The sequence below is a fragment of the Amycolatopsis sp. CA-126428 genome (assembly GCF_002904335.1).
Taxonomy (GTDB): Bacteria; Actinomycetota; Actinomycetes; order Mycobacteriales; family Pseudonocardiaceae; genus Amycolatopsis.
This window is the reverse complement of record NZ_PPHF01000181.1, coordinates 1-14,994: the sequence shown is the minus strand read 5'-3', so window position 1 is coordinate 14,994 and position 14,994 is coordinate 1. Positions and strand designations below refer to the sequence as shown.

The window sequence follows — 14,994 nt, the reverse complement described above, 5'->3', positions numbered from 1 at the left end:
CGGCCGCGCGCCGGACGGGAGGTTCGACCAGTCATGCCGGTCATCACCGGACCACACCAGTACGTGGAGGACGATCTCTTCATCGACCTCGGCCCCACGTTCCACCCGGGCCTGCACCTCAAGTGCGAGGGCTTCAACTTCGGCGGCTCGGTCAAGCTGAAGGTCGCGGCCGAGATGGTCGACCGGGCGCAGCGCAGCGGGGTGCTGCGGCCGGACTCGATCCTGGTCGAGTCCTCGTCGGGCAACCTCGGCGTCGCGTTGAGCGCGGTCGCGGCCAACCGCGGCCTCGGGTTCGTCTGCGTCACCGACAGCCGGTGCAACCCCACCACCGTCGCGCTGATGCGCGCGCTCGGCGCCACCGTCCACGTCGTCACCACCCCGCACCCCACCGGCGGCCTGGTCGCCGCCCGGGTGGCGCTGATCCGCGAGCTGCTCGCGGCGGACGAGCGTTGTGTGTGGACCAACCAGTACGCCAACCCGGCGAACTGGACGGCGCACTACCGGCGCACCGCCCCGGCCATCCTGCACCGGTTCCCGGAGCTCGAGCTGCTGTTCGTCGGCGCGGGCACGACCGGCACCCTGATGGGCTGCGCGCGCTACCTGCGTGACACCGGCAGCAGCGCGCTGATCATCGCGGTCGACACCCACGGCTCGGTCAGCTTCGGCGGACCGCCCGGGCGGCGGCTGATCCCCGGCCTGGGCATGGGGTTCCGGCCGCCGTTGCTCGATCGGTCCTATGTGGACGACGTGGTGCTGGTGGACGAAGCCGAAACCGCGCGGACCTGCCGGGCGCTGGCCCGGCAGGGGTTCCTGCTCGGCGGTTCCACCGGCACCGTGGTCGCCGGGGCGCTGGCGTGGCTGGCCGGCTCGCCGCGGCAGGGCACGGCCGTCGCCATCTCGCCCGACCTCGGCGAACGCTACTTGCAAACCGTCTACGACGACGAATGGCTGCGGGCCGGCTACGGCCCGGATGTGCTCGAACCGGGGGCAGGCACCCGCCGCCCCGAGCCGATGACCGCGGTCGGGTGAGCGGTGGCCGCGCCGACCGATCGCTTGGGATCGAAGGAGAAATCATGACCACATTGGACCGGCTGATCGCCGCGCAGGCGGCCCGCACGCCGGACGCGCAGGCCGTCGTCGACGCGCGGCGGGCCCTGACCTACCGCGAACTGGACGAGCTGGCCAACGCCACCGCGGCCCGCCTCAAGGCGCTCGGCGTCGGCCCCGAGGTGCGCGTCGGCGTCGTGATGGACCGGGCGGTGGAGATGGTCGTCGGCGTCCTCGCCGTGCTGCGGGCCGGCGGCGCCTACGTGCCGGTCGAGCCCGACTCCCCGGACCAGCGCGTGGCCGACACCCTCGACATCGCGGGGGCCCGGATCACCCTGACCCAGCCGTCCTGTGTGGACCGGATGGTGTCGCTGGGGCAGCAGCCCGTGCTCGTCGCGACCACCGGTTCCCCGGTGCCCGTGTCCGCGGCGACCGGCGGGGACAACCTCGCGGCCGTCTACTGCACGTCCGGTTCGACCGGCCGGCCGAAGGGCGTCGGGTGCCCGCACACCGGCTGGATCAACCGGATGCGCTGGATGCAGGACCGCCACGACCTGCGGCCGGGCGAAACCGTCCTGCACAAGACCACGCTCACCTTCGACGACGCTGCCGTGGAACTGTTCTGGCCGCTGATGCACGGTGGCCGGGTGGCCGTGCTGGAGCCGGGCGCGCACCGCGATCCGCGGGCCATCATCGACGCCGCCGTCAAGTACCGGGTGGTGCACCTGCAGTTCGTGCCGAGCGTGCTGGACCTGTTCCTGGACGCGCTCACCGACGACGACATGGCGGGCCTGGCGTCGCTGCGGTCGGCGTTGAGCAGTGGCGAAGCCCTGCGCCCGATCACCGCCCGGCGCTTCTCGGCCCGCTTCGGCGGCACCGTCGAGCTGGACAACACGTGGGGGGTGACCGAGGCGTCGATCGACTCGACCTACCACCGGGTGACGATCGAGGACGGCCTGTCCGCCGACGAGAGCGTGCCGATCGGCACCGACATGACCGCGTGCGAGGTGCGTGTCCGCGACGCGCGGCTCGATGAGGTCCCGGCCGGGGAGACCGGCGAGCTGTGCATCGGCGGCGAAGGACTGGCCCGCGGCTACCTCGGCGACCCGCGCCGCACCGCGCTGGCCTTCGTGCCGGCTCCCGGCGGCCGGCGCGTCTACCGCACCGGTGACCGGGCGGTCCGCCGCGCCGACGGGACGATCACGTTCCTCGGCCGCGTCGACAACCAGGTGAAGATCCGCGGCGTCCGCGTCGAGCTGGGTGAGGTCGAGGCCGCGCTGGTGGCCCACCCGGCCGTGCTGGGGGCGGCGGTGGTGGCGGTCCCCGCGATCGCGGGCGGCAAGCAGCTGGCCGCGTACGTGGTGGCCGAACCGAAGACGACCGGCGCCGACCTGCGGGCCCACCTCGGCGAGCACCTCACGTCGTACGCGATTCCCAGCACGATCACCTTCGTGGCCGCGTTGCCGTTGCTGGCCAGCGGGAAGGTCGACCGCAACGCGCTGACGGCGGTGGCCCCCACCACACCGGAGGAGGAGCCGGCGGCGTTCCTGGCGCCCCGGACGACCACCGAGGAGACGGTCGCGGCGATCTGGTGCGCGGTGCTCGGCCTGGACCGCGTCAGCATCGACCGCGACTTCCTGGACGCCGGCGGCCATTCGCTGCTGGCGGTGCGGGTGCTCAGCCGGCTGCGGCAGGCCTACGAGCTGAACCTGCCGATCAAGCTGATCTTCGAATACCCGACCGTGCAGGACACGGCCGCACGCATCGAACAGCTCCTCCTGGCCGACCTGGCCGAAGTCCACTGAGTTTTCCGAAACCGAAAGGGCACCCACGATGTTCGAGAACACCGGCACGTTCCAGGTCGTCGTCAACGACGAGGAGCAGTACTCGATCTGGCCCGCGGACCGCGACCTGCCCACCGGCTGGCACGCGGAGGGCACGACCGGACCGCAGGAGGACTGCCTCGCCCACATCGACGCGGTGTGGACCGACATGCGGCCGCGCAGCTTGCGCGAGCGCATGGCCGCGGCTCACTGACCCGGATATCCCCGGGGGGCGGGTTTTCCGCTCGGCGGAGGATCCGCCCCCCGTACCTCGACTCCGTTCCGGCCTCGACGTGGACCAGGACCGGCGGCGGTGAGCCGGGGCATCCGTGCCGCGGTGGCGACTGGGCCGTCGAGCTCAATACCCCGTTACCCTGGTCGGCAGCGGACGGCCGACCCACCTCGTGCTGCCCGTGCGAGGGGAAGACGTGGGCACATCCGATCTGAGGTTCGGAATCCTCGGTCCGCTCGAGGTGACACGCGGTGGCACGCCGGTCCCGGTCAACGGGCCGAAGCTGCGCATCGTGCTCGCCGCGCTGCTGCTGCGCGCGAACGCCACGATCACCTTGGACCGGCTCGCCGAGTACCTGTGGGGCGGCGTGCAACCCCCCACCGCGCGCAAGAGCGCGCAGCTCTACGCGCAAAGGCTGCGGCGCGCGCTCGGCGAGGCCCTGATCGAGACGCGCCCGGACGGCTACCTGCTGCGGCTGGAGCCCGGGCAGTCGGACCTGGAGCGCTTCCGCTCGCTCGTCGGACGGGCTCGCGAGGCCGACCTGGAGACCGAGCGGACGCTGCTGGCCGAGGCGCTGGCGTGCCGGCGGGGTGCGCCGCTGGCCGACATCCCGTCCGAGTCGCTGCACCGCGACGAGGCCGTCCCGCTCGCCGAGGAGCTGCTGCGCACCCGTGAACGCTACCTGGAGGTCAGCCTCGAGCTGGGCCGGCACCGCGAAATCGTCGGTGAACTCGCCACCCTGACCCGGCAACACTCCTGGCAGGAGTCGTTCTGGGCGCTGTACATCCTGGCGCTGCACCGGTGCGGGCGGCAGGCGGACGCGCTGGAAACCTACCGTGACGTGCACCGGATGCTCGCCGAGGAGCTCGGTGTCGAGCCGGGCCCGCGGCTGCGCGCGGCGCACCGCGCGATCCTGACCGCAGCGGAAGAGCCGGCCGCCGCCGAACCGCTTCCCGCCGCCTGCCAGCTCCCCGCGGACCTGCCCAGCTTCTCCGGGCGGACGTCGGACCTGGCGAAGCTCGACGCGCTGCTCGGCGACCCGCCCGGAAACCGGACGCTGGCGATCGCGGGGCCCGGGGGGATCGGCAAGACCGCGCTGGCCGTGCACTGGGCGCACCGGATGGCCGCTCGCTTCCCGGACGGCCAGCTGTTCGTCGACCTGCGCGGGTACGCGTCGACCTCGCCGTTGTCCAAGACCCAGGCGCTGACGCTGTGCCTGCGCGCACTCGGCGTGTCCGCCTCGCGGGTGCCGGTGACGCTGGACGAGCAGGTCGTGCTCTACCGGACGCTGCTGGCCGGACGGCGGGTGCTGGTGGTGCTGGACAACGCCGCCGCCGCCGATCAGGTCCGGCCGCTGCTGCCGCCCAACCCCGGCTGCGCGGCGCTGGTGACCAGCCGCGGCGACCTGCGCGGGCTGACCGTGCTCAACGACGCCCGGGTGCTCGCCCTGGACGTGCTGACCACCTCGGACGCCCGGACGCTGCTCACCGACCTGCTCGACCCCGGCCTGGTCGACGCCGAACCGCGGGCCGTCGACCGGCTCGCCGGCCTGTGCGGGCACCTGCCGCTGGCGCTGCGGATCGCCGCGGCGAACCTGGTGGGTGGCAGGTACTCCTCGATCGGGGACTACGTGGCCGCGCTGCGGGCCGACCCGCTGGCGGAGCTGGCCATCGAGGGCGACCCGGACGTCGCCGTGCGCGCGACGTTCCAGCTGTCCTACCAGGCGCTCGACGAACCGGCGCGGCGCGTGTTCCGGCTGCTGGGCCGGATCCCGGGACCCGATTTCGGCCTCGCCGCGGCGGAGGCGCCGGCCGGCCCGGACACCCGGCGCTGCCTCGACCGGCTGGTGGCGGCGAGCCTGCTCACCCGGCGCAGCGCCACCCGGTTCCAGTTCCACGACCTGCTGCGCGAATACGCCGCCGACCGCGCGCGGGCCGACGAGGTGGCCGGCGAGCTGGCCGCGGCCGACGCGCGGCTGTACGAGTACTACCTGGACACCGCGGTGGCCGCCACGCAGCGGCTGTACCCGCTGTTCCGCCGGATCCTGGCCACGTCGGCACCCGAGGCGTCGTTCGAGGACGACGAGCCGGCGATGCGCTGGCTCGACGAGGAGCGCCCGAACCTCGTCGCCGCGGTCGAACGCGCGGCTCGGTCGCCCCAGCTTCGCCGCTACAGCACGTTGCTGGCTGACACACTGCGTGGCTACTACGCCGGGCGCGGGCTCGCGGCGGACGGGCTCGCGGTGGCCAACGCCGCCCTGGGCGCCGCCCGCGAAGCGGGCGATCGCCTCGCCGAGGTCTCGGTGCTCGTGCTGCGCGGGACGATCGCCTACTACCTGAGCGACTACGACGCCGCGATCGCCCGGTACGAGGAAGCTCTCGAATGCGGCGGGACGGGCATGGACCCCGCGGCCGAGTCGGAGGCGCGGCACGGACTCGGCCGGGTGTACTCGCAGCTGGGCAGGCCGCACGACGGGATGCGCCACCACGAGCGCGCGCTGGCCATCGCCCGGCAGATCGGCGACCTGGGGACCGAGGCGCGCGAGACCAACTACGTCGGTGTTTCGCTGCTGTCGCTGGGCCGGGTCGAGACGGCGATCCGGTGGCACACCGAGGCCGTCGAGCTCAGCGAGCGGAGCGGCAACCGGTACGTCCGGCTGCTCGCGCTCAACGGGCTCGGGCTGGCCCACTGGACCGCGGGCCGGATGCGGGAATCCGCGGAATGCCACGAGGAAGGACTGCTGCTGTGCGAGCAGTGGGGACTGCGGAACATGTTCACGAACAACCTGGTGTGCCTGGCCGAGACCTACTGCGACCTCGGACGCTACGGCGATGCGGAAAAGCGCGCCCGTCAGGCCTTGGAAAAGGGTCGTGAGCTTGGCGAACGCCGGCAGGAAGCGGGCGCGCTGGAGATTCTCGCGACCGTCGCCCGGCGGCGGGGACGGGTCGCGGACAGCATCGAGGGGTACTCGGTGGCGCTGGAGCTGGCCCGGAAAATCCACTTCCGCTACGGCGAGACGTCCGTTCTCATCGGGCTCGCCGCCGCGCACCGCGCGATCGGTCACCCGTCGGACGCGGTGACGCATACGGAGCTGGCCCTGGCCAAGATGAACGAGACGGGCATGCGGGTGCTGGAATGCGCGGCGCTGACCGAGCTGGCGGCGGCGTGCCTGGACCTGGGCGACCGCCCGGCGGCTTCGCGGTACATCGGCCGGGCGCTGAAGGGTGCGCGGGAGAACGGACAGCGGTTGCACGAGGCACGGGCCCTGCGGGTGGCCGCCGCGGTCCAGGAGTCTCGCGGGGACACGGCGGCCGCCTCGGAGTCGCGCGCGGCGGCTCTGGAGATCTTCACGGTGCTGGGCGTTCCGGAGGCCGCGTTGCCCGCCCGGAATTGAGGGCCGGGACTTCCGGCCCGGAAGGACGCCTTCAGTGCATCCGCTGCGCTGAAGGCGTCCTTCTGCCCCCCTCGGGTGGGTGCCGTGGCTCCTCCCCCCACCGCGGCACCCGAGACTTCGGTGCCGCCCGTCGTCCGGGCCAGGCGATCACCCTGGCGCAATTCTGCGGGGCGGTGGCTTCAGCCCGGCATCAGACCGACCTCACGTTCTCCGGACCGCGGATGCTCCACGGCGCGGATCGCCGGATTCAGCGTGACCGGCCAGGAGCACCAGGGCTTTCCGGCCTGGGTCTCCGCGGCGGCATGAGGCTCAGCGCGGGATGAGCTGGTGGCGTCGCCAGCAGGGTGAGCGCCGTGGCGGTGACCAGCCATGGCAGCACGCGCGGACCGGCGGCCTGCGGGTGGCGGAGCCGGTCGATCCGATGCGCCGTGGCCGATGCCGCGTCGAGGGTGCACGGCGGCGGCGCCGTGCGAGGTTCGCTCGACGCGATCCTGGCTCTGCTCGGTGGGGTGGGGTCGCCGACGCGCCTCCCGCAGCGGCGGCCACGCCGTGAGGCCGGCAGTGGACAGGAACCCTGCGGACGTGCTGGGCTGGAGGCCCAGCCGGACCCGGGGGGTCGGTCTTTGCCGCCTCCCGCGACGTCGAGGAGCGCGCCACTGAGCCTGTCGGAGTACCTCCGCGAGAACTGGGTCGACGTCGTCAATGACGCGATCCTCCACATGGATCTCACCCTCGCGGCAGTGGCGCTGGCTGTGCTGGTCGGTATGACGATCGGCCTGCTCACCTACCGGCGGCGGTGGCTCGGGTCGGTGGCGACCACGACGACCGCGGCGTTCCTGACCGTCCCGTCGATCGCGCTGCTGGGCATCCTGATCGGCCCGTTCGGGCTCGGACTGACGAACGTCCTGTTCGCGCTGGTGCTCTACGCACTCCTGCCGATCACGCGCAACACGATCGTCGGCTTGCGCGGCGTCGACCCGGCCGTGGTGGACGCGGCGCGCGGCATGGGCCTCGGCCGCGTGCGGCTGCTGTGGCGCGTGCGGCTGCCGCTGGCCTGGCCGGTGATCCTCTCCGGCATCCGTGTCTCGACGCAGATCACGATCGGCATCGCGGCCATCGGCGCGTACGTCAAGGGCCCGGGGCTGGGCAACGAGATCTTCGACGGGCTCGGCCGGTTCGGCTCGGTCAACTCGCTGAACCAGGTACTGACCGGAACGCTGGGAATCGTGGTGCTGGCGCTGCTGTTCGACCTGGCCTTTGCGGTCGTGGGCAAGCTGACCGCCCGGCGACGTCCGCGCGCCCGCCGGGCGGCGGCTCCGGAGACGTCAGGGGAAGCGGTCGGAGCAGGCGGCGAGACGATCGAGCTGCGGGACCTCGGCAAGCACTACCCGGGACAGGCGGTGCCCGCGGTCGGACGCCTGACGATGCGGATCCCCGCGGGTGAGATCGTCGTGCTGACCGGCCCGTCGGGGTGCGGGAAGACGACGACCATGCGGATGATCAACCGGCTTGTCGAGCCCACCTCGGGCGTCGTCACGATCGGCGGAACCGACGTGTCCGCACTGGACCTCGACGAACACCGGCGGCACACCGGGTACGTCATCCAGCAGGTCGGGCTCTTCCCGCACCTGCGGGTGGACGCCAACATCGGGGTGGTGCCGCGGATGCTCGGCTGGACCCGCCGCCGCATCGCCGGCCGCGTGCGCGAGCTGCTCGACGTCGTCGGCCTGACCCGCGAACACGGCAGCCGGTACCCGCGGGAACTTTCCGGCGGCCAGCAGCAGCGCGTCGGCGTGGCGCGGGCGATGGCCGCGGACCCGCCGGTCATGCTGATGGACGAGCCGTTCGGTTCCACCGACCCGATCACGCGTGCCCGGCTGCAGGATGAGTTCCTGCGCCTGCAACGGAAAGTGCGCAAGACGATCGTGTTCGTCACGCACGACTTCGACGAGGCGCTCAAGGTCGGCGACCGGATCGCCGTGCTGCGCCCACGCTCCGAGATCGCGCAGTACGACACGCCCCAGGCGATCCTCGCCGCGCCGGCCGACGACTACGTCGCGGCCTTCGTCGGCTCGAAGAGAAACCTGAAGCGGCTCGGGCTGATCCGGTTGGGAGACCTGGAACTCCGGCCGGTGGCCGAGGTCGACGGACTGCCGCCGGTCTCGCGCGAGGCCACCCTGCGGGACGCACTGGACGCCATGGTGCGCACCGGCAGCACCGCGGTCGTGGTGACCGAGGACGACACCGGACACCCGCTGGGGGTGTGCGACGTGCCCGGCCTCGTCGCGGCGCTGCAACCCGCCGGTGAGGTACCGCCGCCCGCGGTCCCCGACGCCCAGGCGTCACCTGGCCGGGACACCGGGCCGCCCACGCGGCACCGCCGGCGCCGGCTCGGGCTGCTGGTGCGCCCGGTGCTGCTCACCCTCGCCCTGCTGGCGCTCCACCTCCTCGTGCGTGCGCACCCGCTGGACTCGATCGAACAGCGCTACCTCAACGCCGACGAGATCTTCGCCGAGCTGGGCGCGCACGTGCGGCTCACGCTCATCTCGACGGTGTGCACCATCGCCCTCGCCCTCCCGCTGGGCATCCTGCTCACCCGTCCCGGCGCCCGGTGGCTCCGGCCGATCGGCCTGGGCCTGGGCAATCTCGGCCAGGCGATCCCGTCGATCGGGCTCGTCGTGCTGCTCGCGCTCTGGATCGGCACGGGAACCACGACGGCGGTGACGGCGCTGGTCGTCTACGCGACCTTGCCGGTGCTGCGCAACACGATCGTCGGCCTCGACGGCGTCGACCCGACGATCGTCGACGCCGCGCGGGGCATGGGCATGACGAAGACGGCGATCCTGTGGCGGATCGAGCTGCCGCTGGCCGTCCCGGTGATCCTCGCCGGGGTCCGGACGGCGCTCGTGCTCACCGTCGCGAGCGCGACGCTGGCGACCTTCATCGACGGCGGCGGCCTCGGCGGCGGGCTCGTCGCCGGAATCGGCCTGTACCGCCCGATCCTCAGTCTTACCTTCGGCATCGTTGTCGCCGCTCTGGCGCTCTTCGCCGACTGGCTGGGCCTGGTCGCCGAGGAGGTCCTGCACCCACGCGGTATGTAGCTCCCCCCACGATTCAAGGAGGATCGATCCATGAGGATCTCCCAGCGCACGACGGCCGCTGTCGTCGCGCTTGTCGCGGCCGCGGCGCTCGCGGCCGGTTGCACGATCGGCAAGGACCAGACCGCCGCTCAGGTGGGGGCGGGATCCATCAAGAAGATCGACGCGCTGGCCGGCGCGCAGATCCGCGTCAGCTCCAAGGAGTTCGACGAGCAGCTGCTGCTCGGCCAGATCGCCCTCGTCGCGCTGCAGGCGGCCGGAGCGAGCCCGCAGGACAAGACCAACATCACCGGCTCGAGCAACGTCCGGCAGGCGCTCACGAGCGGCGCGGTCGACCTGTACTGGGAGTACACCGGCACCGCCTGGATCGGCTACCTCAAGCAGACCAGGCCGATCGCCGATGCGCAGGCGCAGTACGACGCGGTCAAACAAGCCGACGCCGCCAACGGGGTGACCTGGTGGGCCCGCTCACCGGCCAACGACACCTACGCCCTCGCCGGTAATCCGGCGGCGCTCGCCCGGACCGGGGTCAAGACGATCTCGGACTACGCGGCCCTGGCGAAGCGGGACCCGGCCGCGGCCTCGACGTGCATCGGCCCGGAGTTCAAGAGCCGCGACGACGGGTTCCCCGGCCTGGAGAAGACCTACGGGTTCACCTTGCCCGAACCGCAGGTGCACGTGCTCAACGACGCCGTCGTCTACCCCAGCATCGGCAAGGGGGACACCTGCGGCTTCGGCTCGGTCGCCTCCACCGACGGGCGCGTGGCGGGGCAGCACCTGACCGTGCTGGAGGACGACAAGCACTTCTTCCCGACGTACAACCCCGCCATCACGATCGCCGCCGGTCTCGCGCAGAAGTATCCGCAGCTGGAGCAGGTCTTCACGCCGATTGCCGCGAAGCTCGACACGGCCACGCTCACGAACCTGAACAAGAAGGTCAGCGTCGACGGCCAGAAGCCCGAGCTCGTGGCCCGCGACTGGCTCAAGTCGGCCGGGTTCATCAGCTGAGCCGTCCGTGGAGCACCACACCGCCCTTCGGGCGGTAGCGGCGAGCCACCGTGGAATCTCGGGGGCATATCAGGGGCATACCGCGATCGGTCGCAACCGGTCCTCATCGGTCCTGACCAGCCGAACGCCCGAGATGGCCGAAGGGGTGCGTGCGGCCCGGATCGGGCTCCTTGGCACCCCTCGGCACACCTCTTGAACAGTGACGCGTCAGCGGTTCGCCCACCAGGTCTGGCCGGCTTCGGGCAGTGCAGGGGCAGCCGGGTAGCTCAGCGGATCGGGTTGGGCGTGATGTCCTGTGCGAACAGGTTTCCGTTCGAACTCCCGACGTGCACGTGGTACCCCCGGCCGCCGACGTTCACCGTGATGTGGGGCCTCGGGTCCGCGCCGCCCGCGGCTCCGCCCAGGCCGCCCTGGTGGATGCCCGCCGTCTGCTGCCAGCCCCGGCCTTCCCGCATCTGCTTCAGCAGCTCCTTCGCCCGGCGGGCCCCTTCGCCGCGGCCGGCGGCGAGGTTTTCCAGGACCCCGACGAACTTCTTGTCGCTGATCTCCGTCACCGGGACGTTCGCGTTGCCGTGGAAGACCGGCTGACCCGGGCGGTTGTTGGCCAGCACCGGGTTGTTCGCCTTGCCGCCCTTGCACTTCTTGCCCTTCAGCCCGACCGGGTCGAGCCAGCCGGTCGGGTTGCGGACGTAGGCGTGGGGGTTGGTGCCGCCGCCGAGACCGATCGGGTCCGGGCTGATATACCGGCCGGTTTCCGGTTCGTAGTACCGGTTCACGTTGTAGTGCAGGCCCGTTTCGGCGTCGAAGTACTGACCGGGGAACCGCAGCGGTGTCGGCGCCGGGGTCGTGGTTTCCACGCCCCACAGCGTCTGGGTGGCGTGCCAGGCGATCCGGCCGGTCTCGTCCACCAGCTCCGAGGGGCTGCCGACCAGGTCGGCGACGACGGCGTGGAACTGCTCGTCGACGCCGCCGTCCGCGCGGGACCGGCGGTCCAGCACGCTCACCGGCACCGGCCGGTCGAGTTCCCAGTCCCACGTGGTGACCCGCGCCGGCGCACCCGCCGTCGTGACGATCTCCTCGGCCGGGACGATCCCGTCCCAGACGAAGGTGGTCTCGGCGGCCGTCGTGCCGTCGGGGCCGAGGAGCCGCTTCGCCACGCGACGACCCAGAGCGTCGTAGGCGTAGTGCCACTCGCTCCCGTCCGGGGTCCGCACGTGCTCGAGGCGGTCGTCGGCGTTCCACGCGAACGTCCATTCGCCGTCCGGCTGCCGCCGCCCGGTCAGGCGGCCCAGCTCGTCGTAGCGGTAGTGGACCTCGCCGGCGCGCCGGACCTGCGTTCCGCTGTACTCGCGGGAGCCCGCGGCGGCGTGGGGCGCGGTCCAGTCGGCGACGGTGACGTTGCCCATCGCGTCGTAGGCGTAGCGCTCGCTGCCGGCCGGCCGGCGCAGCCCGGTGACGCGGCCCAGCCGGTCCAGGGCGAATTCGCGACGGCCGGAAAGCAGGTCGTCGACGCCGGTGAGCACGTCGTCCGCCCGGTGGTGGTAGGCGCGGCGCTGCCGCGGCTGCCCGTCCGCGCCCGCGACGACCTGTTCGACCAGCCGGTCGTTGACGTCCCAGGTCTGGGCCAGCGACGCCGCGCCGAAGACGCGCCCGACCTCGCGCCCGGCCGCGTCGTGCGCGAACCGGATCGAGCGGCCGGCGGCGGTCAGTTCGGCCGGTGCGCTCGCCGCGTCGTAGGTCCAGGTGCTGGTGACGCCGGTGGCGGTGTGGCGCGCGATCCGCAGTCCGCTGCGGTCGTACCGGGAGCGGACCTCGCGGCCGTTGCAGCTCTCCGCCACCACGCGCCCGAGGCGGTCGTAGGTCAGCGTGAGGTCGGCGTCGGCGTTCTGCGCCCGCACCAGCCGGTCCGCGGCGTCGTAGTGGTACGTCGTGACGCTGTCGCCACGGCGTTTCCCGGTCATCCGGCCCAGCGCGTCCCACGTGTACGTCGTCGGTGCCCCGGTACCGGGGCTGCTCTCCAGGAGCTGCCCGGCGGCGTCGCGGCGGTAGGTGACGACCCGGCCGTCGAAGTCCGTTTCCCGCACGACGCGCCCGGCCGCGTCGTGGTCGATCCGCCACTGCGCGCCGGCGGCGTTGGTGACCGAGACGAGCCGCAGTTCGGTGTCGTACTCGAACCGGGTGCGGCTGCCGTCCGGGGCGATTTCGCAGACGGGCAGGTCGAACGGCCCGAAGTCGGTACGGGTGACGGCGCCGGTGGCGTCCGTCCGCTCGATCGCGTTCACTTCGCCGTCGTAGGTGAAGCGCTCCACCGAGCCGTCCGGGGAGATGCGCTTCCACAGCTCACCTTCGACCGTCCACGCGAACTGCGTCGTGTGGCCCGCCGGGTCGGTGACCGACTCGATGCGGCCCAGCCGGTCGTAGGTGTAGGACGTGCGGCCCCCGGCGGGGTCGAGCACCGTCCGGGGCTTGCCCAGCGCGTCGCACTCGATCCCGGTGGTACGGCCCTCTTCGTCGGTGAACGAGCTGAGCGCCCCGCGCGGGTCGTGGCCGTAGCGGCGGACCCCGCCCATCGGGTCGGTGGCCGCGACGAGCCGGCCGGCGTCGTCGTAGTCGTAGGACCGGACCGCGCCGTCGGGCTCGACGACCGCCCGCGGGCGGCCCCGCGAGTCGAAGCGGACGCTGCGCACGCTGCCGTCCGGGCGGGTCTCCGACGTCCGCCTGCCGTACTCGTCGTAGCCGTAGCGGGTGACGCGGCCGAGCGGGTCGGTGGTGGCGAGCAGGCGGTCGTGGCGGTCCCACTCGTAGGTCGTGACGCCGCCGAGCGGGTCGGTCTCCCGGACGAGCTGGAACTCCTCGTTCAGCTCGTAGGTGGTGGTGTGCCCGAGCGAGTCGGTGGCGCGGTTGACGCGGTTTTCCCGGTCGTAGGCGAAGGTGTAGCTCAGCACCCCGCGCGGCCCGGTGCCGCGGACGCACCGGTCGCGCTCGTCGTAGGTGAACTCGTAACCCCACCCGTTGCGGTCCTGCCAGGCGGTGATGCGGCCGGCATCGTCGTAGCCGAACCGGTACGGCCGGCCCGACGAGTTGACCACCCCGGTCAGGTGCCCGCGCTCGTCGTAGGTGAAGCGGGCGAGGGTGACGCGGTCGCCGTCGTCCGCGCCGACGGAGGCGAACTCCGTGATCCGGCCGTCGGCGGTGGTGACCGCGATGCGGTGCCAGGCCGAGTGCCGGATCTCGCGCAGGACGCCGCCGGTGCCGCGGTCGAAGGTGATCCGGTGGCCGTCGTCGTCGGAGATCGCGGTCAGCCAGCCGGTGTCGCCGCCGGCGGGGAAGTGCAGGGAGCGGCCGAGGTCCGGCTGGTCGAGGACGTACTCGTCGCCGAGCCGGCGGAGCGGCCACCACGGGCCGTCCACCGGCGTGACGGCCGTGGCGCCCGGGACCGGGTAGACGAGCAGGGTGCCGTCTTCGGCGGCGAAGTCGACGCGGCCGTCGCCGGTTTCCAGGCGCTGGTCGGCGGTCGACGCCCAGGACCGTCCGAAGTGGACACCACTGCGGTAGCCGGAGAAGTGGCTGCGCTCCAGCACGAGCGACAGGACGCCCTGGATCTCGACGTCGGTCTGGGCGAGCATCATCCGGCCGGTCGTCATGTCGATCGGGTCGCCGCTGCCCGGGCGGCAGTCGGTCGGGGTCGAGTTCTCCTTGGGGGCGCCGTTGTGGTCGGCCAGTCCGCCGTCGCGCGGCTTGCCCCCGCCGTCCCGGGGCTTGCCGCCGTCCGGGCCCTTGCCGCCGCCGGAGGGCGTGGTGTTCCCGTTCGAGGACGGCGTGTCGTCGGGGCCCTTGGACGCCGGCGGCGGGTCGCTCTTCGGCGGCGGGTCGCCCTTGGCGCCGGACGTGCTGGTGCCGTCGCCCTTCGCGCCCGAGGGCGTGGTGCCGTCGCCCTTCGGCGGCGGCGCGTCCGGGCCGCCCTTGCCGTTGGGGCCGCCGATGTCCTTCGGGCCACCCTTGATGTCGGCGTGCTTGGGCGGCGGCGCGGTCTTGCCCGGCTTGATCTTCCGCAGGGCCTTCGCCGCGTCGTCGAAGAGCGCTCCTGCCCGCTTGAGCAGCGGGATCAGCGCCTTCAGCGCCGTCACCAGCCGCTTCACCAGATCGGCGATCTTCGACGCGGTCTTGGCCACCGCGCCGATCACCTGCGGCACGACCCAGGTCATCCCGATGCCGAGGGTGAACAGCACCTGCAGCGCCCAGCTGATCAGGTGCCCGACCAGCTCCGCGATGATGTCCCGCACCAGGGCGCGCACCGCGGCGACGACCTCACCCGCGGTCTTCACCCCGCTGGACGCGCCTTCGCAGCCCTTCTGCGCGGTTTCCAGGAGCGTCACGGTGTCCTGGGCGCGC

Annotated in this window: 7 protein-coding genes; 6 read left to right on the top strand and 1 reads right to left on the bottom strand. The window is 72.7% G+C overall.

What is annotated here, in order from left to right:
- Positions 1-33: 33 nt before the first annotated feature.
- The 6 genes from sbnA (at position 34) to C2L58_RS46265 (ending at position 10,602) form a co-directional block, all read left to right on the top strand.
- Positions 34-1,029 (top strand): 2,3-diaminopropionate biosynthesis protein SbnA, encoded by a 996-nt coding sequence (sbnA, locus tag C2L58_RS46290; RefSeq protein WP_103343977.1) that lies wholly within the window; start codon positions 34-36, stop codon positions 1,027-1,029.
- Between the two features lie 44 nt (positions 1,030-1,073).
- Positions 1,074-2,852 (top strand): non-ribosomal peptide synthetase, encoded by a 1,779-nt coding sequence (locus C2L58_RS46285; protein ID WP_103343976.1) that lies wholly within the window; start codon positions 1,074-1,076, stop codon positions 2,850-2,852.
- A gap of 28 nt (positions 2,853-2,880) precedes the next feature.
- Positions 2,881-3,084 (top strand): MbtH family protein, encoded by a 204-nt coding sequence (locus C2L58_RS46280; RefSeq protein ID WP_013226625.1) that lies wholly within the window; start codon positions 2,881-2,883, stop codon positions 3,082-3,084.
- 214 nt (positions 3,085-3,298) lie between these two features.
- Positions 3,299-6,496, top strand: a complete 3,198-nt coding sequence (locus C2L58_RS49070) for an AfsR/SARP family transcriptional regulator (protein WP_233226314.1) — start codon at positions 3,299-3,301, stop codon at positions 6,494-6,496.
- Positions 6,497-7,119: 623 nt separating this feature from the next.
- On the top strand, positions 7,120-9,597 hold the full coding sequence (locus tag C2L58_RS51670; protein WP_369904385.1) for an ABC transporter permease subunit: 2,478 nt from the start codon (positions 7,120-7,122) through the stop codon (positions 9,595-9,597).
- Between the two features lie 30 nt (positions 9,598-9,627).
- Positions 9,628-10,602, top strand: a complete 975-nt coding sequence (locus C2L58_RS46265; RefSeq protein ID WP_103343975.1) for a glycine betaine ABC transporter substrate-binding protein — start codon at positions 9,628-9,630, stop codon at positions 10,600-10,602.
- A 266-nt stretch (positions 10,603-10,868) separates the two neighbouring features.
- Here C2L58_RS46265 and C2L58_RS46260 read toward each other — a convergent pair whose 3' ends face one another.
- Positions 10,869-14,978, bottom strand: coding sequence for an RHS repeat-associated core domain-containing protein (locus C2L58_RS46260; protein ID WP_146073831.1), 4,110 nt, complete (start codon positions 14,976-14,978; stop codon positions 10,869-10,871).
- Positions 14,979-14,994: the final 16 nt, after the last annotated feature.

What these genes read in the sequence shown, in the direction of transcription:
- sbnA (WP_103343977.1), top strand. Translation starts at nt 34, where the DNA reads ATGCCGGTCATCACCGGACCACACCAGTACGTGGAGGACGATCTCTTC.
- C2L58_RS46285 (WP_103343976.1), top strand. Translation starts at nt 1,074, where the DNA reads ATGACCACATTGGACCGGCTGATCGCCGCGCAGGCGGCCCGCACGCCG.
- C2L58_RS46280 (WP_013226625.1), top strand. Translation starts at nt 2,881, where the DNA reads ATGTTCGAGAACACCGGCACGTTCCAGGTCGTCGTCAACGACGAGGAG.
- C2L58_RS46265 (WP_103343975.1), top strand. Translation starts at nt 9,628, where the DNA reads ATGAGGATCTCCCAGCGCACGACGGCCGCTGTCGTCGCGCTTGTCGCG.